The organism is Exiguobacterium sp. NPDC077395, assembly GCF_050269125.1.
GTDB classification, from domain to species: domain Bacteria; phylum Bacillota; class Bacilli; order Exiguobacteriales; family Exiguobacteriaceae; genus Exiguobacterium; species Exiguobacterium aestuarii_A.
Genome location: NZ_JBNNHU010000001.1, coordinates 1,897,747 through 1,922,503, shown reverse-complemented (window position 1 = coordinate 1,922,503; position 24,757 = coordinate 1,897,747). Strand labels below are relative to the sequence as shown.

The 24,757-nt window shown below is 49.3% G+C and carries 28 protein-coding genes; 14 read left to right on the top strand and 14 right to left on the bottom strand.

The features are described from left to right. Positions 1-103: 103 nt before the first annotated feature. Positions 104-778 (top strand): DUF6241 domain-containing protein, encoded by a 675-nt coding sequence (locus ACQKD4_RS09855; protein WP_427373183.1) that lies wholly within the window; start codon positions 104-106, stop codon positions 776-778. A gap of 47 nt (positions 779-825) precedes the next feature. On the opposite strand, the gene ACQKD4_RS09850 is transcribed toward ACQKD4_RS09855, so the two are convergent. Continuing rightward, entirely contained in the window at positions 826-2,418 is a 1,593-nt protein-coding gene (locus ACQKD4_RS09850; RefSeq protein WP_427373182.1) for a diguanylate cyclase domain-containing protein, read from the bottom strand. A 122-nt stretch (positions 2,419-2,540) separates the two neighbouring features. On the opposite strand from ACQKD4_RS09850, the gene ACQKD4_RS09845 reads away from it, so the two are divergent. The 4 genes from ACQKD4_RS09845 (at position 2,541) to ACQKD4_RS09830 (ending at position 4,901) form a co-directional block, all read left to right on the top strand. Continuing rightward, a complete protein-coding gene (locus ACQKD4_RS09845; RefSeq protein ID WP_427373181.1) occupies positions 2,541-3,197 on the top strand; it encodes a DsbA family protein in 657 nt (218 codons plus the stop codon). 1 nt (position 3,198) lies between these two features. Continuing rightward, positions 3,199-3,612 (top strand): disulfide oxidoreductase, encoded by a 414-nt coding sequence (locus ACQKD4_RS09840; RefSeq protein WP_271305175.1) that lies wholly within the window; start codon positions 3,199-3,201, stop codon positions 3,610-3,612. A 4-nt stretch (positions 3,613-3,616) separates the two neighbouring features. Further along, positions 3,617-4,204 (top strand): SCO family protein, encoded by a 588-nt coding sequence (locus ACQKD4_RS09835; protein ID WP_427373180.1) that lies wholly within the window; start codon positions 3,617-3,619, stop codon positions 4,202-4,204. Positions 4,205-4,307: 103 nt separating this feature from the next. After that, entirely contained in the window at positions 4,308-4,901 is a 594-nt protein-coding gene (locus tag ACQKD4_RS09830; RefSeq protein WP_427373179.1) for a Crp/Fnr family transcriptional regulator, read from the top strand. Here ACQKD4_RS09830 and ACQKD4_RS09825 read toward each other — a convergent pair. Beyond that, positions 4,861-5,583: a DUF4386 domain-containing protein gene (locus ACQKD4_RS09825; RefSeq protein WP_427373178.1), complete on the bottom strand. Its 723-nt coding sequence runs from the start codon at positions 5,581-5,583 to the stop codon at positions 4,861-4,863. The two genes, ACQKD4_RS09830 and ACQKD4_RS09825, sit on opposite strands and share 41 nt — an antisense overlap. Positions 5,584-5,766: 183 nt before the next feature. Here ACQKD4_RS09825 and ACQKD4_RS09820 point away from each other — a divergent pair, with 183 nt between their 5' ends. Then, entirely contained in the window at positions 5,767-6,861 is a 1,095-nt protein-coding gene (locus ACQKD4_RS09820) for an MBL fold metallo-hydrolase (RefSeq protein WP_427373177.1), read from the top strand. 22 nt (positions 6,862-6,883) lie between these two features. Here the strand turns inward: ACQKD4_RS09820 and ACQKD4_RS09815 are convergent, their stop codons facing one another. The 3 genes from ACQKD4_RS09815 to trhA all read right to left on the bottom strand — a co-directional run bounded on the left by ACQKD4_RS09815 (position 6,884) and on the right by trhA (position 9,626). Next, positions 6,884-8,101 (bottom strand): MFS transporter, encoded by a 1,218-nt coding sequence (locus ACQKD4_RS09815; protein WP_427373175.1) that lies wholly within the window; start codon positions 8,099-8,101, stop codon positions 6,884-6,886. 97 nt (positions 8,102-8,198) lie between these two features. Next, complete coding sequence (locus tag ACQKD4_RS09810; protein WP_427373174.1) at positions 8,199-8,894, bottom strand: DsbA family oxidoreductase; 696 nt, start codon at positions 8,892-8,894, stop codon at positions 8,199-8,201. Positions 8,895-8,981: 87 nt separating this feature from the next. Then, on the bottom strand, positions 8,982-9,626 hold the full coding sequence (gene trhA, locus ACQKD4_RS09805) for a PAQR family membrane homeostasis protein TrhA (protein ID WP_214739503.1): 645 nt from the start codon (positions 9,624-9,626) through the stop codon (positions 8,982-8,984). A 126-nt stretch (positions 9,627-9,752) separates the two neighbouring features. Here trhA and ACQKD4_RS09800 point away from each other — a divergent pair, with 126 nt between their 5' ends. Then, complete coding sequence (locus ACQKD4_RS09800; protein WP_427373172.1) at positions 9,753-10,271, top strand: DUF1836 domain-containing protein; 519 nt, start codon at positions 9,753-9,755, stop codon at positions 10,269-10,271. Positions 10,272-10,314: 43 nt separating this feature from the next. Here the strand turns inward: ACQKD4_RS09800 and ACQKD4_RS09795 are convergent, their stop codons facing one another. The 3 genes from ACQKD4_RS09795 to ACQKD4_RS09785 all read right to left on the bottom strand — a co-directional run bounded on the left by ACQKD4_RS09795 (position 10,315) and on the right by ACQKD4_RS09785 (position 12,742). After that, a complete protein-coding gene (locus tag ACQKD4_RS09795) occupies positions 10,315-10,929 on the bottom strand; it encodes a PH domain-containing protein (protein ID WP_214747806.1) in 615 nt (204 codons plus the stop codon). Positions 10,930-10,941: 12 nt separating this feature from the next. Next, the gene (locus ACQKD4_RS09790; RefSeq protein ID WP_214697325.1) at positions 10,942-11,775 is read right to left on the bottom strand and encodes an aldo/keto reductase; all 834 of its coding nucleotides are present in this window, start codon (positions 11,773-11,775) and stop codon (positions 10,942-10,944) included. A gap of 61 nt (positions 11,776-11,836) precedes the next feature. Further along, complete coding sequence (locus tag ACQKD4_RS09785) at positions 11,837-12,742, bottom strand: MBL fold metallo-hydrolase (protein ID WP_271305168.1); 906 nt, start codon at positions 12,740-12,742, stop codon at positions 11,837-11,839. Between the two features lie 367 nt (positions 12,743-13,109). Between ACQKD4_RS09785 and abc-f the strand changes: the two genes are divergently transcribed. The 3 genes from abc-f (at position 13,110) to ACQKD4_RS09770 (ending at position 16,591) form a co-directional block, all read left to right on the top strand. After that, entirely contained in the window at positions 13,110-14,807 is a 1,698-nt protein-coding gene (gene abc-f, locus ACQKD4_RS09780) for a ribosomal protection-like ABC-F family protein (protein WP_427373171.1), read from the top strand. 11 nt (positions 14,808-14,818) lie between these two features. Continuing rightward, positions 14,819-15,577, top strand: a complete 759-nt coding sequence (locus ACQKD4_RS09775) for a hypothetical protein (protein WP_427373169.1) — start codon at positions 14,819-14,821, stop codon at positions 15,575-15,577. Between the two features lie 111 nt (positions 15,578-15,688). Beyond that, positions 15,689-16,591 carry a cation diffusion facilitator family transporter gene (locus ACQKD4_RS09770; protein ID WP_427373168.1) on the top strand — a complete coding sequence of 301 codons (903 nt, stop codon included), beginning with the start codon at positions 15,689-15,691 and terminating at the stop codon, positions 16,589-16,591. Between the two features lie 28 nt (positions 16,592-16,619). Here the strand turns inward: ACQKD4_RS09770 and ACQKD4_RS09765 are convergent, their stop codons facing one another. Then, positions 16,620-17,462 carry a metallophosphoesterase gene (locus tag ACQKD4_RS09765; RefSeq protein ID WP_427373166.1) on the bottom strand — a complete coding sequence of 281 codons (843 nt, stop codon included), beginning with the start codon at positions 17,460-17,462 and terminating at the stop codon, positions 16,620-16,622. A 93-nt stretch (positions 17,463-17,555) separates the two neighbouring features. Further along, positions 17,556-17,969 carry an organic hydroperoxide resistance protein gene (locus ACQKD4_RS09760; RefSeq protein ID WP_074032719.1) on the bottom strand — a complete coding sequence of 138 codons (414 nt, stop codon included), beginning with the start codon at positions 17,967-17,969 and terminating at the stop codon, positions 17,556-17,558. Positions 17,970-18,086: 117 nt separating this feature from the next. Here ACQKD4_RS09760 and ACQKD4_RS09755 point away from each other — a divergent pair, with 117 nt between their 5' ends. After that, positions 18,087-18,539, top strand: coding sequence for a MarR family winged helix-turn-helix transcriptional regulator (locus ACQKD4_RS09755; protein WP_214695145.1), 453 nt, complete (start codon positions 18,087-18,089; stop codon positions 18,537-18,539). Between the two features lie 13 nt (positions 18,540-18,552). Then, positions 18,553-19,467 carry a CAP domain-containing protein gene (locus tag ACQKD4_RS09750; RefSeq protein ID WP_214695147.1) on the top strand — a complete coding sequence of 305 codons (915 nt, stop codon included), beginning with the start codon at positions 18,553-18,555 and terminating at the stop codon, positions 19,465-19,467. Positions 19,468-19,502: 35 nt separating this feature from the next. Here ACQKD4_RS09750 and ACQKD4_RS09745 read toward each other — a convergent pair whose 3' ends face one another. Beyond that, the gene (locus ACQKD4_RS09745; protein WP_214695149.1) at positions 19,503-19,976 is read right to left on the bottom strand and encodes a glutathione peroxidase; all 474 of its coding nucleotides are present in this window, start codon (positions 19,974-19,976) and stop codon (positions 19,503-19,505) included. A 162-nt stretch (positions 19,977-20,138) separates the two neighbouring features. Between ACQKD4_RS09745 and ACQKD4_RS09740 the strand changes: the two genes are divergently transcribed. Further along, complete coding sequence (locus ACQKD4_RS09740; RefSeq protein ID WP_214760999.1) at positions 20,139-20,657, top strand: VanZ family protein; 519 nt, start codon at positions 20,139-20,141, stop codon at positions 20,655-20,657. A 294-nt stretch (positions 20,658-20,951) separates the two neighbouring features. Continuing rightward, the gene (locus tag ACQKD4_RS09735) at positions 20,952-22,253 is read left to right on the top strand and encodes a murein hydrolase activator EnvC family protein (RefSeq protein WP_214785332.1); all 1,302 of its coding nucleotides are present in this window, start codon (positions 20,952-20,954) and stop codon (positions 22,251-22,253) included. A gap of 34 nt (positions 22,254-22,287) precedes the next feature. Here ACQKD4_RS09735 and ACQKD4_RS09730 read toward each other — a convergent pair whose 3' ends face one another. The 3 genes from ACQKD4_RS09730 to ACQKD4_RS09720 form a co-directional block, all read right to left on the bottom strand. Further along, on the bottom strand, positions 22,288-22,458 hold the full coding sequence (locus tag ACQKD4_RS09730) for a hypothetical protein (protein WP_198929991.1): 171 nt from the start codon (positions 22,456-22,458) through the stop codon (positions 22,288-22,290). A gap of 43 nt (positions 22,459-22,501) precedes the next feature. Beyond that, the gene (locus ACQKD4_RS09725; RefSeq protein WP_427373165.1) at positions 22,502-23,347 is read right to left on the bottom strand and encodes a GNAT family N-acetyltransferase; all 846 of its coding nucleotides are present in this window, start codon (positions 23,345-23,347) and stop codon (positions 22,502-22,504) included. Between the two features lie 70 nt (positions 23,348-23,417). Beyond that, complete coding sequence (locus tag ACQKD4_RS09720; RefSeq protein ID WP_427373163.1) at positions 23,418-24,626, bottom strand: dicarboxylate/amino acid:cation symporter; 1,209 nt, start codon at positions 24,624-24,626, stop codon at positions 23,418-23,420. Positions 24,627-24,757 lie beyond the last annotated feature (131 nt).

Here is a 24,757-nt window from a genome sequence, read left to right as displayed (position 1 = left end):
TTTTTTGTTTAAGGTCAAGACAAAAAACCTTTTATTGGAATTTTTAGCAAGGTATATATGTTATCCTTGATGGAGAGAATCAGTAAAAGGGCGTGAATGGTAAATGAAATGGAAAAAATGGTTTCCTTGGATGGGACTTGTTTTAGTAATAGTGATCATTGCTACATATGCATTCTATCAGTATTGGATGGGACCGAATCAAAGTGAGCTCGACCGGGACAATTTGACGGAAGAAGAGTATGAGCGGGCGCTTGAATTGATTGACATCATCAAAGAAGAAGACCCGCTCGGACGGCGTCAAAACGTGACGCGTCGAATTAATCCGCAGGAGACGACAGGACTCGTCTTTGACGAACCGAAGAAATTGAACAAAGGAAATCTCGTTGAAGCGATGCATCTGATGACGCACCAAAAGATTTTGGCGACGGAAAAGGCGGGTGCCATCCCGATGACGCATGACAATCTGAAAGAGGTCCGCGACTATTTAGAGTTGCTACGGGACAAGAATAAAATCAAGTCCGAAGATTATCGTCAACTCGGTCAAATCATCGAACGATGGGAACAAGCCATCTTTGTTGAGATTGACAAAGAACAAGATCTTCTTCTAGAGGAGATGTACGCCGTCATCGGATTCTCGAACGGACTCGCGACACGCGCAGAAGAAGAGTTGTTCATCATAAATAACTTCGGTGCGGAATACGTGTATACGATGGACTTAGAGCCGATGCCCAAAGAGGAAGACAAGCAGGAAGACGTGAATACGGAAACCGAAGAGTAAACAAAAAGGAGTTCATCACGAACTCCTTTTCGTATGGATGCCAGTATTCATTCGAACGACTCATGGAACGAAAGCCGCTTTTTCCCGTTCGCTTTTGACCGATATAAGGCGTCGTCCGCTTGTTCGATGGCGACGTGTGGAGGTTCGGCTGGCGACCAATTCGATGCGCCGATGCTTGCTCCGACCTTCACCGACGTGAGACCGAGAATCACGGGTTGAGAGAGCAAATCGATGACGGATGTCCCGATTTCTTGAATATCCTGAATTGAACGTTCATGTCTTGGGAACATGAGGAAGAACTCATCCCCGCTCAAGCGGACCGGGTACACCTCATCGATTGTGAGTGCTTTTAGCCGCCGTGCAACTTCGACTAACAATTCATCGCCGACCGCGTGACCGTATGTATCGTTTACCGCCTTGAACCCATCGAGGTCGATATAAAAGAAAACGTATGGCTCTTTCGAAGTGTGCAGTTGATTCAACTGCTCACGTAAGGCGACACGGTTCGAGAGACCGGTCAGCGCGTCACAGTTTGCAAGGAGCTCGAAGTGCACCCGTTCCGATTCTGACTCTGTGAGGGATGTGACGAGCGATTCCAGTGCGAATGCGAGTGACTCAATCTCTTCGATTCCGGATTGATGTGGAAATTTATCTACTTTTCCTTGCTCCATGAGCGAAGCTGTTTCAGTAATTCGTTTCAATGGTCTCGTGACGACGGAAGCGAGTAACCAGCCGATGACGGCCGTCACAAGAGATGCGAAGAGGCCAATCCATATGATCCTCGTCTCTAGCGCCTCGACCGGCGCGAACGCGACGGCTGCCGGTTGACGGACGACGACACGCCAACCGAGTCCAGGATACTCATCATACCCTTCCCCAATCGACATCCCCGTCAGATAGTCCTGTCCATCCTCCCATTCTTTCACGGAAGCCCCTTCCGTAAACGACACGGGGAGCGGTTTTCCGACTAGACCGTCTGGACCGAGGAGCACCACATTGTCTCGTTCACTGACGACGAACAAATCCGTATCGTCGACTTGTTCATGGAGCGTCCGATTAAAATGTCCGAGTACTTCTCTTCCCCATGCCCAGCTCAAGTGAGTGGCAAGAACCCCTTGAAACGTCCCGTCTTGAAATAAGGGGACACTGATATCGACGAATTGGAGCGGTTCCCCCGTCGGATTCGGTAACAGTTCAGCTAAGAGGACCGCCTCGTGGACGTCACCGATGAAAGGTGCTTCTCTCGCTTCGAGATACACCGGACGTTCGGCGATAGATGCCTCTTCGAGTATGCTGTTCGTGGAAGCGATGACAGTCCCTTCCGCATCCGTGACACCCATCCAAGAAAATGCCGGAATGTTCGACTGAACTTGATCGAGGAGTCGTCGTGTTGCGTCCGGGTCTTCTAGGTCGAGCCCTTGTAAAAGTTGAACTTCTTGATAGCGTGACCACATGTAAAAATCGAGTTTGTCCGCCAATTGATGTGATGTCGTCGAAAGACGTTCCCCGATTTCTTGTTCGAGCGAATCAGATGCCCGATGACTGATCAGGGAGGTGAGTGCAATCGTCAGTAAAAAGACGAGTGTCGCAATACTGAGCGCCAAAATGAGACCTAGGCGCATCGTAAAAGACTTATTCATGCGAGAAAAACCTCCTAAAGCTTGAAATGAAGACAATTATGAAAAACGAGTCGAACACATGATAGGTGAAAGAGCTTCCGCTATAATGAAAGACGAGTCGAAAATAAATAGAGGTGAAGAAAATGAAAAAGAATCAATGGTTGGTCATCATGACCGTCGTCGCGGTCGCATTGATTGCATTGGTGTTCGTCTTGCTCAATCAAGATGAGCCGACAACGGCCGACCGAGGCGATCACGTGTCAATCGAGGGACAACCGACACTCGGAGACCCGGACGCGAAAGTATCGGTTGTCGAGTTCGGAGATTATAAATGTCCATCGTGTAAACAGTGGGGCGAAACGATTTATCCGCAACTGAAAGCGGATTATCTCGACAAGGAAGATGTCAGCTTCAGCTATATTAATGTCTTGTTCCACGGACAAGAATCGATTTTGGCATCCCTCGCTTCCGAGTCGGTATACGAGCAAGATCCTGAATCGTTCTGGAAGTTCCATAAAGCGCTCTATGACGCGCAACCGGCTTCACAACAACACGACAATGCATGGGTGACGGTCGAGAAGTTGAAAGAAATCGCAGGTGAGACGACATCGGTCGACTTGGCAAAACTTGAACAAGACCTTGGCGAAAACTCGACCGTTCTCGAAAAAGTCAGTACGGACGACGGGCTTGTGAAAGAGAACGGTGTTCAATTCACACCTTCGATCATGATCAACGGTGTGATGCTCGAGGACCCGTTCGACTACGAACAAATCCAACAGTTGATCGAGCAGGATCTATAAGATGAAATCATTTTTCGAAAAATATGGATTGTATCTCGCTTGGCTCGTCGCGTTGACGGCGACACTCGGGAGTCTCTATTTCAGTGAGATTCGGGAGTTTGTACCATGTGAGCTATGCTGGATTCAACGCATCTTTATGTATCCATTGACGATTATCTTAGGGATTGCCGTCTTCACAGACGATCGGGCGGTACGAAAATATGTGTTACCGCTTACTATCATAGGCGGTATTGTTTCACTTTACCATTACTTGGTACAAAAAGTGCCAGGATTTGCTGAAATTCAGCCTTGTGCACAAGGTGTTCCGTGCAGCGGTCAATACATCAACTGGCTCGGATTCATCACGATTCCGTTCCTCGCATTGACAGCTTTCACGCTCATCACCATCCTCATGTGGAATGTCAAAAAGCGATAAGGAGTTGGAACGTGTGAAGAAATGGTGGATCGGTAGTTTGATGACGATGCTCATCGTCCTAGCAGGATGCGGACAAGAAATCGAGGACCCGCTCAACTGGGAAGTCGAATCGTTCGAATACATGAACCAAGAAGAAGAGATGGTCAGTCTCGACGATTTAAAAGGGAAAGTGTGGATGGCAGACTTCGTCTTCACAAGCTGTGAGACGGTCTGTCCGCCAATGACGTACAACATGACGAAGCTCAATGAAGCGCTTGAAGAAGAGGGCGTCGAAGACGTGCAATTCGTCTCGTTCAGTGTTGACCCGACGGTGGACACTCCAGAGAAGATGAAAGAATTCATGAGTGGCTATGACCTTGCGAAAGCGGACTGGCAGTTCTTGTCGGGCTACTCGCAAGACGAGATTGAAACGTTCGCCCAAGAAAACTTCAAAGCGCTCGTCCGGAAGCCTGATGAAGGTACACAAGTCGACCACGGTACGTATTTCTATTTGGTCGACCAGGAAGGGAAAATCATCAAAGCGTATCCTGGTTTCCAAAACGTCCCGACGGAAGACATCATCAACGACATTAAAATCTTACAAAAATCTTAACCAAAGGCCTGTCCCACCAAAGCAGTGAGGCAGGTCTTTTTGATTGATGAAACCTGCTATACTGGAAGGACTAGACCGGTTTCCTTGAAAGGGAGTGGACGGGATGAAAGACGTCTTGATTCGATACATGAAACGGTTTACAGATTTGAGTGACGACGAGTGTGAGCGGTTGGTAGCGGATGTACCAATTGCCACGTTTCCGAAAGGGAAGATTCTATTGCATCAAGGAGACGTCCCGACTAAATGCTATTTCGTACTGAGTGGCTGCATTCGTCAATATAAAGTCGACGAAGACGGGAACGAGCACACTGTCGATTTCATCACGGAAGAACAAAGCATTACCATATTGACAAAACATCATGCAGATGGACGATCACCGTATTCGTTAGCGTGTATAGAGGAATGTTGTCTCGTCGTCGGAGACCTTGCGACAGAGCAGGAACAATACGAGGAGAATCCTGTCCTTGAGACGATGACGCGTGACATGATGCAAGAAGATATGGGAGCGATGCGGGATACTTTCGCCTCGTTCATGTCGTCCACACCGGAGGAACGGTATCAGGCCATGATGGAGAAGAGACCCGACTTGGTTCACCGGGTCCCACAGTATCAACTGGCGAGCTATCTCGGTATCACACCGGAGTCACTCAGTCGGATCAAGAAGCGGGCGACGCGTCACCTGCGGATTGTCGAGTGATATCATGTCTAGGAAGTATTCTTCCTTTCACGATCAACCATACGGCAAAGGCCAATTCGCCGACGAACATCGGGAGCATGAGGGTGAGCTCAAGTAAAGTTGTCATGCTTTCAAGCGTGGGGAATTGGTAAAGGGCATGAACAATCGTATAACTGAAACCGGCAACGACAAGTAAGATGCTAATTGTTCTTGGAATGAACTGGGTCCTCATCGCAACCCATCCGACTGCGATGAGGTGAAGACCGAACACGATCAAGCCAAGCGACCAAATGGTTTCAAATGACGTGACCGTTTCATACACTTGTCTAGCTGAAGTGGAAGTATCGAGGAGACGCTCGGCTTCAACGAGACGTAAAACGGCGAAGGCGAGAATGAGCGTGTAAAGGAAGCGAAGTGTCCCGACGAGTAAGGCGAGTGTAGTGTGGAACGGTTTGAAGAAACGGTATAGTCCGTAGTTGACAATTAGGTCTAGCACGACAATGATGCCCCAGCCGATGATACCGAAACGGAATAGCGTCGGATGACTGATTAAGTTCTCATACGTTGTCATCGCTTCATTTTCGATGACGAGTGATTGATAGACGTATCCTTGCGCGAAAAAGGCGACGAGTGCCATGAGGACGAGTGCGATTCCAGACCAAAGCGCGGCACGCCGTTGTGAACGGACAGTTGAATGGGTCATGAGAAAAACTCCTTTCGAATGATCTTGTCTCCATCATAAAAGGATGGGAGCAGGTGCACATTGACTTATGTCAAGAACACGCCATTTTTTTTGAAAAATAAGTGAATCTGCATACTAACCGATATCAGATGGAGACATGCACGTTATAATCAATGCAACGAACTTGTAGAAAAGAGGATCTAGATGAAAAAGACGATGTTGCTCTCATTAGTCGGAATGGCGGCTGTCACCGGGACGATTCTGACACAGTACAAACCACTCGGACGAAAACCGAAATCAATTCAATCCCCGAACCAGGTCAACGGGAAATTCCGTAATCAATACGAGACACCGATGAACTTTTCCGCAGAGGACATGGTGTCGATGGCTCGTGACTATCGTGATGTGACGTCGCTTCGTAAGCCGAGTGAACGCCTTCCGATTGTGCCAATCGATTTCGAGGAGAAGACAGGTTCGAGCTTCACGAGAATTTACTGGCTCGGTCATTCGGCGCTCATGGTACAAATGGACGGGAAGACGATGCTCGTCGACCCGATGTTCGGACGCAGCCCATCGCCGCTTCCGTTTGCCAAAAATGAGCGTTTCAGTGAAGATTTGCCGTTCGACCTCGAGGACTTGCCTGAAATTGATGTCGTCTTGTTGACGCATGACCATTACGACCATCTCGACTATGGGACGATCCTTGCGGTTAAAGACAAGGTCGCCATGTTCATCGTGCCACTCGGTGTAGGGAGTCATTTGAAACGATGGGGTGTCGGTGCTGAGCGAATCGTGGAGAGAGATTGGAACGAGTCGTATACGTTCGGGAATTGGACGTTCGTCTGTACGCCGGCACGTCACTTCTCCGGTCGTTCTCTGACGGATCGCAACAGCACGTTATGGGCGTCATGGGTCGTCCTCGGCGAGACAGATCGTCTCTTCTTCAGCGGGGACAGCGGCTACGCGCCGCACTTCAAGATGATTGGTGAACAGTACGGACCGTTCGATTTCGCCGCACTCGAATGCGGACAATATGACGTGCGCTGGCCAGACGTCCACATGCAGCCGGAAGAGACAGCGCAAGCCTTTCACGATTTACGCGCCGACCAGATGATGCCGATTCATTGGGGGGCATTCACGCTGTCGTTCCACGACTGGTTCGACCCGGCGGAACAGATGGCGTCCCTCTTACCAAAAGAAGTCGTCCTCACTCCAAAGATTGGGGAGCGCATCACGCTAGACGGCCGGAATGATACGACGACGTGGTGGCGAGAGCTTCAAGACGCAAACAAGCGATGACATCGGTCATCGCTTGTTTTTATTAAGAAGAAATCTTCTCAGCAGAGTCTTCTTCGATATGCAGTTTATGTTTACGTGTATAAACGAGGAACGCGGCTGTCATCGCAATCGAACTGACTCCAAACAAGACGACCATGAGCTGAAGTCCGATCAAATCGAGGAAGAATCCTGTCACGAGCAAGACGATTTGGAAGATAATCCGGTCGAGCATGTTACGAAACGAGAAGAAACGACCGTGATATTCTTTTGGCATCCGTGTCTGGAAAATCGTAACCGCCGTCGGGAAGAAGCAACCAACCGAGAAGCCGAATACGACGAACGCCGCAATCGACATGAACGGGATGTCTGCGAAATACAGCATCAGTTGCGCGACACCGATTAAAAACGAGAACGAGAATAAAATCGAGAACGCCGAGAATTTTTCACCGATCCGTTTGATCATGAAGGCACCTGTCATGAAGGCGAGCCCTTCCGCCGTATAAATCCATCCTTTGATTGCGGTTGAATCCTGCAACTCACTGATGTTGATGACGAGCAAGTTGAACCCTCCGATAAAGAGGAGTGGGATGAGCGTCATGACGAGTGTCATGAAGATGACCGGGATTGATTTGATGATTGGAAAGACATCTTTGAAGCCACTCGACGCCTTCGCATCGATCTTTTTCGCCGACGGTGTCTTCGATTCATCTAGCTTTAAGAAGAGCGTCGCGACCGCAAGCAACAGATAGGCGACGAGCGAAAGCGCATAGACGTTACGGAGCGAAATCAGTGTCAACAAGACACCGGCAATCGCCGTCCCGATGACACGTGACAACGTCGAAACGTTCATATGGACGCCGTTCAAGGCGAGGAGCTCCCGTTCTTTCACGATGAGCGGGATCGCTGCCTGTAGGGCAGGGAAGTAAAAAGCCGCCGACCCTTGTAAAATAATCAAAAAGACGACCATCCACACGACCGAATTCGTCTCGATGGCAACGAACATGAAGAGCACGCTGAGCGCTCGGACGATGCTTGAGATGAGCATGATGTTTTTCTTAGAGCCTTGATCGGTCAAGCGTCCCGCGAGCGGACCGATGGCGACCCCGGCGAGTAAGCCGACGGCAAGAATGACCGCCTTCACAAAGTCAGAGGGGACGCGGTCTTGCATGAATTCCAAATTACCAATGATACCGAGCCATAAACCAAGACCGGCGACGAATTCGCCCGTCAAGATGATCCAGACGTTTCGATTTTTCCACATAGATGTAGTCCTCGATTCTTATATGCTAATCATTATTATCAAGTAGTAGGGTGGAGAATACCACAAAAAAGAAGCCGAACGTCGGCTTCTTCATCAATCAAATATCACAGTTGTCGTCGGTGCACGTCGCACCGTTCGAAAGGACTTGGATTGTCGGATTGTTCTCAGACCAGACTTTTTCGAGCACTTGCGTGAACGCTTCCGTCGGTTGAGCACCAGACACTCCGTATTTGTTATCGAATACGAAGAACGGTACACCTGTGATGCCGAGGTCGCTTGCGCGCTTCTCTTCGGCACGAACGTCTTCCGTATACACGTCAGTCGTCAAGACGTCACGGACAGCGTCATGGTCGAGCCCCACGCTTGTCGCGATTTCGAGCAGGACATCGTGGTTCCCGATGTGTTTGGCATCGACAAAGTAAGCCTGAAGCAATGCTTCCGACAATTCTTTTTCTTTCCCGACCGTCTTCGCATAATGCGTCAAACGATGCGAGTCGAGCGTACCGGTGACGACCATGTTCTCAAAGTCGTAATCGAGTCCGACTTCGCGGGCTTGAGCCGCGACTTGTGCCGTCGTGCCTTTTGCCTGCTCGATCGGCATACGATATTTCGTTGCGAGTGCCTCATAAATGGTACGTAAATCGTTCGTCGGCGCGTTCGGGTCGAGCTCGAAACTCTTGAATTCGACTTCTACTTGGTCCGCCTGTGGGAACTGTTCGAGCGCCTCTTCTAAACGACGCTTCCCGATATAACAAAACGGGCAGACATAATCTGACCATACTTCAATTTTCATCATGAATCCCTCCTGTCCTTAGTGTAGGAAATCTTGAATTCAAAGTACAGGAAACGGCTCACAAAAAAAGCCCTCCACGAGGAGGACTTAAAAGACGTACCAGAAGACACAGACGAAGTGGGCAAAGCTTCCGAACAAGATGAACAAATGGAACACTTCATGGAATCCCCATCCCCGCCAATTGACGAATTTTGGCTTGAACCCGTAGATGAGTCCACCAATCGTATACATGACGCCCCCGAGGACGAGCCAGAAGATGCCGGCGTTACCAATCACGTCATGGAGCGGTCCGATAAAGAAGACGGACAGCCAGCCCATCCCGATATAGAGCGCGGTCGATAAGAAACGTGGGGCATGGAACCAGACGAGTTTGAAGACAATGCCGAACAAGGCGAGTGCGTGCACCGTGCCGAAGAGGACCCAGCGTGTCGGTCCTTCGAGTGCGAGTAGCGTAAGCGGCGCATATGTACCCGCAATCAATGCGTAGATCATCGCATGGTCGATTCTCCGGAAGAAGGCGATGACGTTCGGTGAGGCGATGATGCTATGGTAAAGACCTGACGATAAGTAAAGAAAGACGAGGCTGATCCCGAATAGAATCGCGGCCATAATCGCAAGCGGCGAGCCGAGTAGTGAAGCTTTGACGACCATCGCAATCAGCGCAATGAAAGCGAGTACCGCACCAGCGAGATGCGTTAGCGCGTTGATTGGTTCACGGAAAATCGAATGCATGTAAAACACTCCTTATCACATCATGTAGTATCGATAACTACATGATATACTGAAGAGGAACAAACAGCAAGGTGTACCTTTCGACAAATGAGAGTTTTCTTTATACTTGAAGGTGAGGTGAGACGGATGAAAGCGAAGAATATTACCGAAACGGAAGGGACGCTCCCGAGGGACGTATTGCCGACTGTCGATTTATACATGGACCAGGTCATCCAATTGTTCGAGCAGCATTATGGGAAGATGAAGCGTGACGAGGATGAGACGATTTTGACGAAGACGATGATCAATAACTATGCCAAGGGCAAGTTGTTCCATCCTGTAAAAAATAAAAAGTATACGAATGAACATCTGATGTTACTCAGTTTGATTTATGAGATGAAAGGTCTCCTGTCGATCAATGACATCAAAGAGACGCTCCGTCCGTTGAACGAGTCGGACGAGACGTTCTCACTTGAGGACTTTTATGAAGCGTATCAGTCGCAAAAAGTGAAGAATCTAGAAGCGTTTGAAGCCCAGGCTGACACGCTGTTACATGCATCGCTCGAAAAAGAGAACGGTGTGCAGCGAACGCTCGCCATTGCGTCTGCCGTGCACATGAGCCACTTGTATCAACGATTGGCCGAGCAGTTGATTGATGAGAAATGAAACAACTCCTCCGAGGGCGAATGCCCCACGGAGGAGTTGTTTTTTAGTTATTGATGTACTTCTCGTATACCGCTCCGAAGTCTTTTCGGTTCCATTCATGATAGTGACGTTGTAGCCAATCGAACGATTGCTCGTTCAATTCCTTGAACGTGTTCGGTACGTTCATGTCGCCTTCGCGGAGCCCGCTCAAAATCGATACCGAGTGCGTGAGCGACGTATTCGCATACTCCATCATGCGACGACCTTCCCGTTGAATCTCTTCGATCGCGAGGAGTGCCTTATACAAATCTTTCACATGCTCGATTTGCTTTTTGTTGATGTCAATCGAGTACGCTTTGTCGCCGATTGAGAATTTGACTTCGACATCGAGGTCGACCGTACCCGCCGTCTCAAACATGACGTGCTTGATCGGATAATGTGAATACGGATAACGATAGAGGACGCGCTTCGAACTGATGGCGCTCGTTCCATCGAGGTGGATCATCGACAAGTTGGTGAAACAATACTCATCTGATTTTGACTTGATCAAGAAATAAATCTTTTCATTGTCTTCGTGAAGGACGTAATCATCCGCATCCGCCTTATCGAAGTCGGACGGGTCGATCACCTCACCGATATCGCTGAAGCCAGTCAAATCAGAAGCCAGTTTTTTGAACATGTCATTCACTCCTCAATAATGGATTTTATGCATCTCTTTCGGGTCGGAGCCGGTCCGCTCATCACGGTTGAGCGCATCGATGGCCGCCATCTCTTCTTTCGTCAACGTGAAGTCGAATACCTGTATATTCTCTTTGATTCGACTCGGTGTCACCGATTTTGGGATGACGGCAACCCCGTTTTGTAAGTGCCAGCGCAAGATGACTTGAGCCGGTGATTTGCCGTGACGGTTCGCAATCTCGACAATCGTGTCATCTTCGAGCGCTTCGCGTCCTTTCATGAGTGGACTCCACGCCTGAATTTGAATGTCATATCGTTTGCAGAAAGCAATCAATTCCTTTTGAGACAAATACGGATGGATCTCGACTTGGTTCACGGCCGGGACGATCGAGCACGACTGAATGATTTGTTCTAAGTGCTCGACTTCAAAGTTCGAGACGCCAATTGCGCGGACACGTCCTTCTTCATATAACTGTTCGAGTGCCTTATACGTTTCGACGAACTTTCCGAAACGAGGCATCGGCCAGTGAATGAGGAATAAATCGACATACTCAAGACCGAGTCGGTCGAGACTATCCTGAAACGCTTGGAGCGCCTCATCGAACCCGTGGAACTCATTCCAAAGCTTCGTCGTTACAAACACATCCTCCCGAGGAATGCCTGCTTCACGAAGCGCTTGTCCGACACTTTCTTCGTTTTGATAAATCGCGGCCGTATCAATTAAACGATAATCCGCTTCAAGCGCAGCTTTGACCGTATCGACCGTCACTGCGCCGTCTTCGACCTTATACACACCGAGCCCGAGCATCGGCATCTTGACGTCATTATTCAACGTCGTCCATTCCATAACAAATCCCTCCCTCTCGTCTTTAACGTTACCGAAATTTTGGATGAAGGGAAAGGAAAAACTACAGGCGGATGCTTTCCCCGTGCGACTTGATCACAATTTGGTCACGGTCCAGTTTTGCGGCCGCGACGAGCCGGTGATACGGCTCCTCGACCGGCTCATAAGAGAGGACGAACGTGTCCCAATGCATCGGGAAGAAGCGCTTCGCCCCGCTCTCTTTGTACATCATCCAAGCCTGTTCGGGGGTACAGTGCGCCTCTTGGAACGAGTCCGGTTGATAAGCGCCGATTGGGAAGAACGCGAGGTCAATCGGTTCACGGTCGGCGAGCCCTTTGAAGGAGTCGGTGTATGCCGTGTCTCCCGCAAACAGCATTCGGATCCCTTTGTATTTTAATAGATAGCCGTTATAGCCCATATGTTTGTCCCATGGGAAACGGTTGCCCCAATGTTTGACAGGGATGGCCCGGACATCGAGCCCGTTCGCCAAAGTCACTTTGTCATGCGGATGCAGTTCGAGTGTCTGCAGACTCGGGTATCGACGGAGCAGGCGACTCGTCCCTGGGGCGGAGACGACGATCGTCTCGCGGGTGATGAGTCGTTTTAAACTTTTATGGTCAAAGTGGTCCATATGGGCGTGACTGAGCAAGATGACGTCGACCGGTCCGACATCCTCGATGGAGAGGGCGGGGGCCGTGTGACGTTTCATGCCGATCGTCAGCGGTCCTAAATGGACACCGATTCGTTTGGAGAAGACGGGGTCTGTCAAAATTTTGAGTCCATACCAATGGATGAGGACGGTCGAATGCCCAATCCACGTCGCTTGCACATGCGTCTCATCAATGGTTGTCAGTTCTGGACGTTCCGGCCATTTAAAACGTGGGCGGGGGAGCCGTCGTTTGAATCGTGTATAAAGAAACGTTCCGACACTCGCCAAGACGGCACTCGGAACGAGGATGCGTCGACGCATCATGCATCACCTCACTGTTCGAATATACTGTCATCATAACGCGGGGAAGCGTGCATCGCATCCGCCTAAAGGAGTAGAAAAAATGGGAGATTGTGGGGTGCGCTCTTGCGAATCCGCTTTCAATTTGATAAGGTGGCAGTAACTTAGGAAAGAGAGGTACACCGTGCCATGAAAAAAACACGTTCACTCCAACGATGAGACGAATCATCACTGTTCGCTTGAACAGTCACGGGTGAAGTGTGTCCATTTTTCAAGTGCGGGAAGTACTCTTTTTCCTCTTTGAACGGATTCCTTCACACCACCGCACTTTGAGCGGATGGTGTTTTTTGTTTCATCGCGTATCGGAAAAATGAGCGAGGTGAAACAGATGTTAGCAATGAAACAAGTCCGGTTCGATTACGACCGGAAACCATTATTTGAAGCGGTCTCGTTTGAGGTCGTAGCCGGAGAACGCGCTGTGTTATTCGGGCTGAATGGAAGTGGGAAGACGACACTCTTCCGACTCGTGATAGGGGAATTGACGCCACAAGCCGGGGCGATCGAATGTCACGGTGAAGTCGGGCTCGTCCGTCAAACAATCGAATCCGAAGATATGTCACTACTCGAGTGGGTGATGCGGAGCGATCCTGAACGGTACGCCCTTTATGAAGAGGTGTCGTCTGGTGATGAGATGCGAGTCATGCGTTCCTATGAACGAGCGCTCGCACTCGATGTGTATAACTTAGAGCAAGAGGCGACGCAAGCGTTGACCCGACTCGGGTTGGACGGTCAACTCGACCAAAACATCAACGATTTGAGCGGGGGAGAGAAGACGCGGGCACAACTCTCGACGTTGACGATGAAGCAGGTCGACGTCGTCCTACTCGACGAGCCAACGAACCATCTGGATGTCGAGTCGATTGTCTGGCTCACGAAATGGCTGAACCGATTCGATGGAACGGTGCTGATCATCTCCCACGACCGTCAACTGATGGATGATGTTGCGACGGTCATTCTCGAACTGTCGGATGGGGAAGTTACCAGATATCCGGGGAACCATACGGCGTATCGACGTCAAAAAGAGGACGAACGCATACGTGACGAGCGAGCTCATGCCCGCTACGTGAGCCGAAAAGCAGAGCTGCTCGATATGATTGCCCAATACAAAGGCTGGCACTTGAAGGCGAAAGCGACAGCCAGTGTCCGCAGTCCGGGGGCTCAAAAAGGAGCGGCCAATCTCGCCGTCAAAATGAAGGCGAGGGAACAGAAGTTAAAACAGCTTGAAAACAATCGTCCACGAAAGCCGAAAGAGGAAAAGACCATCTCCGTCCAATTTGCGGCCGATGAGCTCGAAGCGAAGACGTGGCTGACGTGTGAAGAGGTGACGTTTGGATACGACAAGCCGTTCTATGAACCGATTTCCTTCTCGATTCAAAAAGGAGAACGTCTCTCCATCATCGGACCGAACGGAAGCGGAAAGACGACGTTATTGAGTGTGCTGATTGGTGAACGAGCACCGCTTTCTGGTGTGATCAAACGGCATCCTCGTCTGAAGATTGGGTATTTCTCGCAAACGCTCGAACGTTTACCGAAGACAGGGACACTGCTCGATGCGTTACTCGCCCAGAGTGACATCGGGGAAACGGAGGCTCGGACGCTGCTGGCTCACTTTTTGTTCCGTCGGGATGAGGTGCATCGACCGATCAATGAGGCGAGTATGGGCGAGAAGTGTCGGATTGCATTCCTGATTCTCTATTTCTCCGATGCGCATCTGTTGGCACTCGACGAACCGACGAACTATTTAGATGTGGCGACACGGGAACAAATCGAGACGGCGTTGTCCGTGTACCCGGGTGGATTGCTTCTCATCTCGCATGACCGTTATTTTCATCGTTTGACCTCGCGGACGATCGAGCTCGGTAAAACGATTCGTATTCGTGAGAATATGGAGAACGATGAACCGGTCGATGTCGAGCAGATGATGCAAACGATGGACGAATTGACAAAACACGACTTGAAATTTTTTGATGAGGCAGGAAACCTCCTACCATTTGACGAAACGAGTGGAATGAATCGAATCGAGTAGGAGTGAAGAACATGAATGGAGGAAGATTGTCGCGCGCAACGACACGAAAGCGTAAACGAGTGTTCCGGGTGACGACGACGGTAGCCTTGGTCCTCGCTTTAGTCGGGATCATCGCGTTCGCGGCACTGATCGACAAAAAAGAAAAGTCTGCTTTACCGAAATCAGATGAGATTGCGACCGAGATGGTCGATTCCGAGTCGGAACAGCCGACCGATACCAAAACCGAGTCTGCAGATACAATCTATATCGGACAACCGTATACGAAAGTCTATGCAGATGACCGTGTCGCAGTCGTCTATGAGGCCGACCTCGGTGATCGTTTCGAACGTTTGGAGACGGTCAGTGGCTTCGTGAAAGTACAGTTGAATGAGCGTATGACGGGGTGGGTCACAGAAGAAAGTGTGACGACGGAAGCACCGGCCTTGTCGGACGATGACGTGATTGCCGCATGGCAACAAGTCGTCCCGAGCGCTTCGGAGACCGTCCTTGATTGGATCGGCAAAGATGTGGCGACCGTGCGCGCCGAACTCGGTAGCCCGACTGCCGTTCAGCGTGACCAAGTGAACGAATATCATTTCTATGATGGATTCTTCTTGATGGTACGGGACCAAAAAGTGCGTGCCATCGATTGGGACCGTCAGGCAGTCGCGACGCCTGACGTGACACCGACGAACGAACAAACAACTGGGATTTGGTACGAAGGGGAGACGGTTCAGTTGAAGCTGTTCCCATACAGCGGTGTGATGCGCGTGCGTCTCGAGCACAAGTGAGACAAGACGGGAGAGAGATCTCCCGTTTTTTTTTATGATGTTTCATTCAAATGAACGTTTGAATGTTTCGGGAAAATGGAATAAGATAAGAAGTAGAAGGAGGCGTCAGTTATGGGACATCATCATGATCACGACCATCACCATCATCATTCCACGAATCAGCGTGCACTGTTCCTCGCTTTTCTGTTGATTGCGACGTTCATGGTCGTCGAGGTCATCGGCGGACTATGGACGAACAGTTTGGCACTCTTATCCGATGCGGGTCATATGCTCGGAGATGCGGCGGCTTTAGGACTCAGTTTCCTAGCCGTTCGATTCGGGGCGAAGGCGGCGACACCGAACCGTACGTTTGGATATCGACGCTTTGAAATTTTAGCGGCATTCATTAACGGGCTGACCTTACTCGTCATCTCGATCTATATCTTATTTGAGGCATATCAGCGGTTGAGTGCCCCACCGGAAATTTTGAGTGGGGGAATGCTCGTGGTTGCCATCATCGGCCTACTCGTGAATATCCTCGCCGCCTGGATTTTGATGCGCGGAGAAAAAGATAATTTGAACGTGAAGAGTGCGTTGCTTCACGTGTTCGGAGACTTGCTCGGATCGGTTGGTGCCATCACGGCAGCAATCTTGATCATGTTGTTCGGATGGACGTGGGCGGACCCGGTCGCGAGTGCGTTTGTCGCTATCCTCATCTTGATTAGTGGCTATCGCGTGACGCGCGATGCGATTCACATCTTGATGGAAGGGTCGCCGGAACAAATCGATGTCCGGGCGATGCAAGCAGAGATTGCCACAGTCGAAGGGGTGAAAGAGGTGCACGACCTGCATGTCTGGTCAATCTCATCGAGTGAGCATGCGGCGACGTGTCACGTGTTGATCGGAGAAGACACGGACGATCAGGCCGTGTTACGTCAAGTGACGGAACGGATTCGTAAATATGGGACGTTCGAGCGCTCGACGGTGCAAGTCGAACGTGAACGACAATGTTGCGAGGAACGAATCATTTGGTAAGCAAAACGGACACTCACCCGAGTGTCCGTTATTTGCCGTGCACGTCAATTACCACAATCTCTGGTGGGTTGTAGATGCGAGGCACGTTAAAGCTATAATTGAATCCTCGTCCGATCACGTGGGTGAACGTTTCGTGTTCATAAAGACCGCCTGCATATTTCGGGAAAAACCCTTGGTCAGGGGCGAATAAACCGTTCAATAAATATGGGATCCTCACTTGTCCGCCGTGGGCATGACCGGACAAGACGAGGTCGAACGGTAAGTCGGCATACGTGTCGACCATTTCGGCTCGATGGGAAAGGAGCAGGTTGAACGTGTTGGTTGAATCAAAATCTTGCATTGCTGTCGTGACGTCCGTTTCCCAACTTCCATAAATATTTTCGGCATACGTTCGTAACGGATCTTCTAACCCACCGATGACGAGTTCGATTCCATTGATGGTGATCGGTTCCCACTCGTTTTCGAGAACGGTCACCCCGTGAGAGCGGAATACGTTCTTGGCATCATGACGAATGTAGTCAGCGGAGTCATCAATCTCATGATTCCCGGTTACGAAATACATCGGCGCAATGCCGGCGAGTCCTTCGACGAGTTCGAAAGCTGGTTCAGGAGAACGATAGCGATCGATCAGGTCACCAGGCATGACGATCAGGTCCGGTTTTTGCGCACGGACTTGATCAATTAAAATCGATTGTTTATAGCCGTACGAGGCGCTATGTAGATCAGAAAGGAGCACGATGCGAAGCGATTCGTCAGCAGACAGCTTTTCAGATATCACCTCATACGTTTGGACGGTCAGCCCATTATACGTCGCCGTGAACAGCAAGAAACCGAGTGCGATCAACACGAAAGTTGATTTACGTTTTTTCATCAGTGCTCCCTCCTTTCTTAATCGTGTCTCTATCTTACTCCGATAGACGGGGTTAGGCAAAAAAATCCCGCTCCTGAAGAGCGGGATGGATGATTATGCTGCTTTGGCTGTCAATTTCACATCGACATTGCCGCGCGTCGCTTTTGAATAAGGGCACACTTGGTGTGCTTCTTCAACGAGGCGTTCTGCTGTCGCTTGGTCGACACCTTTGATTTCGACTTCAAGCTCGACTGAAATGAAGAACCCTTCATCGTTTTGGTTCAATGTGACATGACCTGTGACGCTCGATCCGTCTGTCTTCACACGTTCTTTCCCGATGATGAGGTTGAGAGCACTACCGAAGCAAGCCGCATATCCCGCTGCGAAAAGTTGTTCTGGGTTTGTCGCACCGTCGACGTGTTTCGCGCCTGGCATTGAGACGTCCATGTCAATGACGCCGTCTGTCGATTTCACATGACCTTCGCGGCCACCGATTGCAGTTGCTGATGCTGTGAATAGTGATTTCATGATTCAATTCCTCCATTTCATTTTAAACAATTAAGTTGTGCACAATTTAAATTATAGAGCAGTCAAAAAGTTTCGCAAGTGATATGCTTGGCTAAAGAAGAGTACGGAGGATTACGTATGGAACAAACTTTAAAACTCGAACACCAAATATGTTTTCAATTGTATACCGCTTCAAAAGAGCTTACCCGTTTATATCGCCCAATTTTAGAACCGCTAAACCTGACATATAGTCAGTATCTGGTCATGCTCGTCTTATGGGAAGAGGATGGCATCGATTTGCGTCAGCTCGGAATGAGGCTGACACTCGACTCGGGCACGTTGTCCCCCCTCGTGAAACGATTGATTCAAATCGGATATGTCGAAAAGAGTCGTGCGACAGACGATGAGCGAAAAGTCATCGTCCGTTTGACCGATCGTGGCAGCGCGTTGCGTGAGCAGGCAGCAGATGTGCCGTTACAAGTCAGTGGTATGCTAAATATAGACGAAGCGACATATGTCGCATACATGGGGATGCTCACCGATATCAAGGAGAGACTTCACGATTTCGGGGAGCGTCAGCGCGAGCAGTAAGGAAGGAGGAGCCATGTTTCGAAAATTGATCATCCTCTTGATGGGGATTGGATTGTATATGGCTTGGCAATATGAAATGCCGAACGTCTCTGCCCCGACGAGCATTCAGGTCGAGTCTGAGGTGGCGACGGAACGTGCGACGGATGCACCGAAGTTTACGAGCCAATATGCCGGGCATGATTGGTACCTGGTCGAACGTGGCGGAGATCGTGGCCTTGAACTCATTGACGAGGACGGCGCCAAAAAAGGGTTTTATCAGTTCGAGACAGGAAGCACGTATCGCGGTCTCGTGCTTGATGAGACGACACGTGACCAAGTCGAGGAAATCGGCTTTGAGAAAGTGACATCCTACAACAAAGGATTGAATCGCTACCTGATCCCGGACGATCCATCCTTTTCGGTGTTTGCGATTGATGGGCAATATGTCACGCTCTTCTTCGACCAACATGACGATGACCGCTTGAAAGGGGTCTTGTCGGTTGACCGCCGAGTGGAAGAGGCGAGTGATGGGTACTATGGTGATATTTCTGCGGAAGGGACCGTCGCGAACGAACAGTTGATGCGAATCCTGATGAACTGGGACCGTGAAAAATATGACTTGAGTGCGCTCGCTGATTATGAGCCACTCTATCCGGTCGTTCGGGCGCACAGTCAGAACATGGCGGAGAACGACTTCTTCAGTCATACGGACCCGGAAGGCCGCGACCCGTTCGACCGAATGGATGAAGCGGGACTGTCATACTCGATGGCCGGAGAGAATTTGGCGATGGGACAGATGAGCGTGTTCCATGCGCATTGGGGGCTGATGAATTCGAAGGGGCACCGTGAGAACATCATGCAACCACGATTCAGTCATGCTGCCGTCGGACTCGCCTACAACGATGAGAACAGTCCGTTCTATACGATCAACTTCATTACCCCTAGATAAAAGGATGACTCCACCTCGGAGCCATCCTTTTTGTGTTAGATGAGTTTTTTGACCGCATCCTCAATCTCGGCCGGTGTCGTCTGTGGCGAGAAGCGTTCAACGACGTTTCCATCACGGTCGACTAAAAACTTTGTGAAGTTCCATTTGATCGCCTTCGATCCGAGCAGCCCAGGTGCCTCTTTGGAGAGATACGTGAAGAGTGGATGCGCGTCTTTTCCGTTCACATCGACTTTCGCAAACATCGGGAACGATACGCCATAGTTCAGTTGGCAAAACTCTTGGATTTCTTCGTTTGAGCCCGGATCTTGATGTCCGAACTGGTTGCAAGGGAAACCTAAAATCTGAAGACCTTGCCCCTTATACGAGTTGTATAGCGACTCGAGACCTTCGAGCTGTGGCGTGAATCCACACTTACTCGCTGTATTGACGATGAGTAAGACGTCTCCCTTATATGTAGCTAACGGTTGTAACTGACCTTTCATGTCCAATGCTTCAAAATCATAAATCATATTGAATCCCCCTTTTTTCTGTAGTATACCAAGAGAAATCCGCTATCTCGACTTTGAACGCGTTGCGTGCAATCAAATTGTTATAAAATCATGATGTCGCTGTTACATATTTCGTGAAGTACAATCCGTATAATGAAACTCGTTGTAGAAAGGAACGGTGTTATGCGACTTTTAAAAAATGAATTTATATGGATCGCGCTCATTTTGATTGGATTATTCTTCTCGAGTGCAACACCTTACTCAGATCAGTCGATCGTTTCGCCACTCGAGCGATTCGATTGGAGCTGGATTGAGCCGACGTTAGCGAACGTCGAGTTTGACTATGCAGGAAAAGAAGTGTCACTCGACACGTTAGGGACAGTCGGGCTCATCGAGTTCTTGATGCGGAAAACGGCACATTTCGTCACCTTTTTCGCTCTTGGCGCCTTGTTCGTCAAAGCGATTTCGAGAACGAGCCTTCATGCCGGGCTGAATCTATTGTTCGCTTGGACGCTCGCCAATACGGTCGCCATCTTTGATGAGTATCATCAGAGTTTGACACCGGAGCGGACGCCGTTACTGCAAGATGTCCTATTGGACAGCAGTGGGGCAATTGCTGGAGTCGTGCTCATCGGTGGCTTCTTATTACTTCGTTTAAAACGAAAACGAGGGAAACGAGCCGGGTATGTGGCATTAAGGTAGTCAAAAAATAATATAGGTTGTTATGTGAAAAGCGCTTTCTTAAAGTGCTTTTCTTATTTTAAAAACTATTTTGTGACAACAAACCAAATAAAATATTGTCTATACCCACGTTTTTTAAGGGATAAAACCTAAATTAGGTCAATGTCATACGAATGAAATATAAGTGTAAAATAACTTTTGGTTTAGATTGCTATAATGAGTCACAGAGCGAATGAAATATCGCAACTTATCTTATAGAAAATACTTGAACGATTATAGATAAAAAATACACAGGAATCAGCGGAGGGAAGCACATTGGGTAACTTGAAGAAATTTGCAGCCACAGTCACTCTAGGCGCACTCTTGATCGGCGGAACGTCACCGACTTATGCAGCCTCACTTACAGAGAAGCAGAAGAAAGTACAAGAACAACGACAAAAGAATAGCAGCGAGCAGTCGAAAGCAAACTCTTCGATTCAATCACGTGAACAAGCCATCAGCAAAGAGCAACAAGAGATCAACAAGTTAGATGCTGAACTCCAAGACGTCATCAACGATGTCGCTCAGAAAAAAGCTGAGATCCGTGCAACTGAAGAAAAAATTCAAAAGCTTCAAGAGCAAATCAAAAAATACGAAGCAAAAATGAAAGCACAAGAAGAACTCATGAAAGACCGTATGGCGACGATGCAAAAGAACGGTGGCTCGTCAGTCAACTGGGCTGAGTTCATCTTCGGTTCAAAAGACTTCGGTGACTTGATCACACGTATGATCACAGCTGGTACGATTCAAGAGAACGACCAACAGATCTTCGAAGAATATGAAGCAACGAAAGAAAAACTTGCAAAAGCGCAAGCTGAATTAAAAGCAGAACGCGATTCACTCGTAAAGCAAAAAGAAGAGCTTGAAAAACGCCAAAAAGAGCTCGATCAAAAAATGAAAGAGCGTGCAGCGAAAATCAAGAAACTCGAAGCTGAAAAAGTGAAGTTCGAATCAAAACTCATGAGTCTACAAGAGATGGAAGATACGCTCAAAGCTCAAGAACAAGCGATTCAAGCAGAAATCGAAGCACAACGTCGTGCTGAAGAAGAAGCACGTCGTGCAGCGGCAGAAGCAGCAGCTGCTAAGAAGAAACAAAGTGCAAGCTCAAGCAACAGTGGTTCTAGCGCTTCAGCGTCAACACCTGTAGCGTCTGCACCAGCGAGCGGTGGGATGTTCCAACGTCCAGCAAGCGGTCGCCTCTCACAAGGATGGGGCGCAGCGAGCGGTGCGAACGGATACTCGTTCCATAACGGTCTTGATATCGCAGGTCCAGTTGGTACACCGATCTATGCAGCACAAACTGGTACGGTCCTCCGTGCAGGTTGGGGTGGCGCATACGGAAACCACGTCATGATCGCACACGTCATCAACGGACAAGTGTGGACGACAGTATACGCACACATGAGCTCGGTCTCAGTTAAAGCGGGTCAACGCGTGTCACAAGGTCAAAACCTTGGCGGCATGGGTAGCACAGGGAACTCGACAGGTTCACACCTTCACTTCGAGATTCACCGTGGCGGCTACTCGTACTCTTCATCGAGCGCGGGAAGCACAGTCAACCCAGCATCATTCTTCTAATCAACACAAATATAGTGATCGACGAACGCGTCGATCACTTTTTTGTTGTCTGATACACGATAAACGTCAAGAGTGCGGCACCGATGACACTGAGCCATAGCGTATCGATGTTCGGGTCATCAAGGACGCTCTGTCCACCGACGATTAACATATAAAGAAGGAGTGCCACGCCAAGTGCACGTAAAACAATTCGGAATCTAGCCATGAAAAATCGCCTCCACCTAATAGTATAGGGGAGGCGATTCGTTTCATCTAGCGAGTCGGACCCAAGCAGAGTCCAAGATCTGTTCATACCCGACTTCTTGATAGATTTTGTTTGACGTCGGGTTCGTCAAATCCGTATAGAGGACACAGAACGATTTCGTCTCGAGTAATTGACGGCTAAGGTCTGCAACGAGACTGCGAGCGTAACCTCTTCCACGTGCGTCAGGTGACGTATAAACGAACGAGACGGTGATGCCGTTCTCGGTCGGACGTGAGCGTTTCGCACACGAGACGACCTGTCCATCGACTTCCCAGAACACGGCGTCATCATTCTTGAGCATCGTGTCGATTGCTTTCGTCACTTTCTCAGGAGGTGAAGAGCGAAGCCCTGATTCGGCTTCAAAGGCGCTATACCAGGCTTCGAGTTGTGATTGATCGGCTGTTGTCGCTTTTCGCATGTGACCGTTCGCCATCTCGATGTCTTCTACCTCGTCGAGTCGATAAAGCCCTTGTGACATGAACATCTCACTCGTCCCAGATGTGATTTCTTGCCACGCTTTCCCGAACCGTTCGGCTTGAACACGTTCTGAGACCACCTCGGTGAACGGGATCTCGTTTTCGAGAAGGTGCGGGATGATGAAAGCGGGGAGTTTTTCCTCTTGTTCCGAGTCCACGACGATGTAATGGAGCGGATGGGACGGTGTCACTTGAAGGATGGCGAGGAGTTTACCATTCTCTTCGACGGTAAATTGATGAAACGCCTCATAAACGCCTTGAATCACGTTATTCAATACGCCGATCATTAAGCTGTTCTTGGCTTCTTCTTTTAACAATGCGTCCATGACGCGGTCAGCGAAGTGATTCGGGTCTTTCCATTCAATCCATTCCATATGTATCTCTCCTATTCGATGTAGACAAAAACGGACAAACCTGATGGCTTGCCCGTTTATGCGTTGTACGTTATGCGATATCTTCTTGTTTCGCCGCTGTGTTGTCGAGAAGTTTCGTGTTGTGTTTGAAGTAGTGGATAATTTTTGCGATGGCACCGTCACCTGTGACGTTTGTAGCTGTCCCGAAGCTATCTTGCGCCAAGTAGAGTGCGATGACCAAGCTTTGCATCGTCGCGTCGAACCCGAGAATCGAGCCGAACAATCCGAGCGATGCCATAACGGCTCCACCTGGAACACCAGGTGCTGCAATCATCGTCACACCGAGTGCGAGGATGAATGGAAGGACGATCGCGTAAGACATCGGCATGCCGTTCAAGTACATGAGTGCGACACCGACTGACGTGAGTGTGATCGTCGAGCCTGACAAGTGGATCGTTGCCGAGAGCGGGATGACAAAGTTCGCAACACCCTCGTCCGTGTTGTTCAACTTCGCTTGGCGAAGTGTGACGGGAATCGTCGCAGCCGATGATTGCGTCCCGATGGCTGTGAAGTAAGCCGGCATCATCGTCTTGAGCAACTTGAACGGATTCTCTTTGTTGAGACCACCTGCGATTGAGTATTGAATCATAAGCATCGTCAAATGAAGGACGATGATTGTGACGAAGACGAGCGAGAACACCGAGAGGATTTCAGCGACCTGACCAGCGTACGTCATGTTCATGAAAATTCCTGCGATGTGGAATGGGAGTAATGGAATAATGACTTTACTGATTAAGAGCTCGATGATATCGCGGAAATCCATGGCGAGGTCAAGTGACCGTTTGCTTTCAATCGCGGCAATCCCGATCCCGATGACGAAAGCTAAAATGAGTGCGGTCATGACACCGAATACCGGTGGAATCTCAAATTCCATGAACCCTTTCAATAAGGCTTCTTCTGGGTTTTCGGCTCCTTCTGTCGACCGTGACAAAATTTGAGGGAACAAGTTGCTCGTTGCAAAGTATGCGAGCGTCCCTGCGACAACTGTTGAAGCGTAAGCGATGAGTGCTGTGAGTCCGACTAACTTTCCTGCTCCTTTTCCAAGTTCCCCGATTCCTGGGATGATGAAAGCAAGAATGATCAGTGGGATAGCGAAGCCTAAGAACTGCCCGAAGACCGTGTTGAACGTCACGAACGTTCGAACGATCCAGTTCTGACTTTCTGGTACGATGCTCCCGAGCAGAATCCCGAAAGCGATCGCGATGATGATGCGACCTAAGAGGCCAATGCGTAATTTCAAATCAATCACCCTTTCTGTTTGTTTGAATAGTTGATATTTTCGCACATTTTACGAAATGTTGCCACCATCTCTTGCAATTTTCCTGAAGAAAGACGTTTGACAACTTCATAGAAGGGTAATAGAAAATGTTG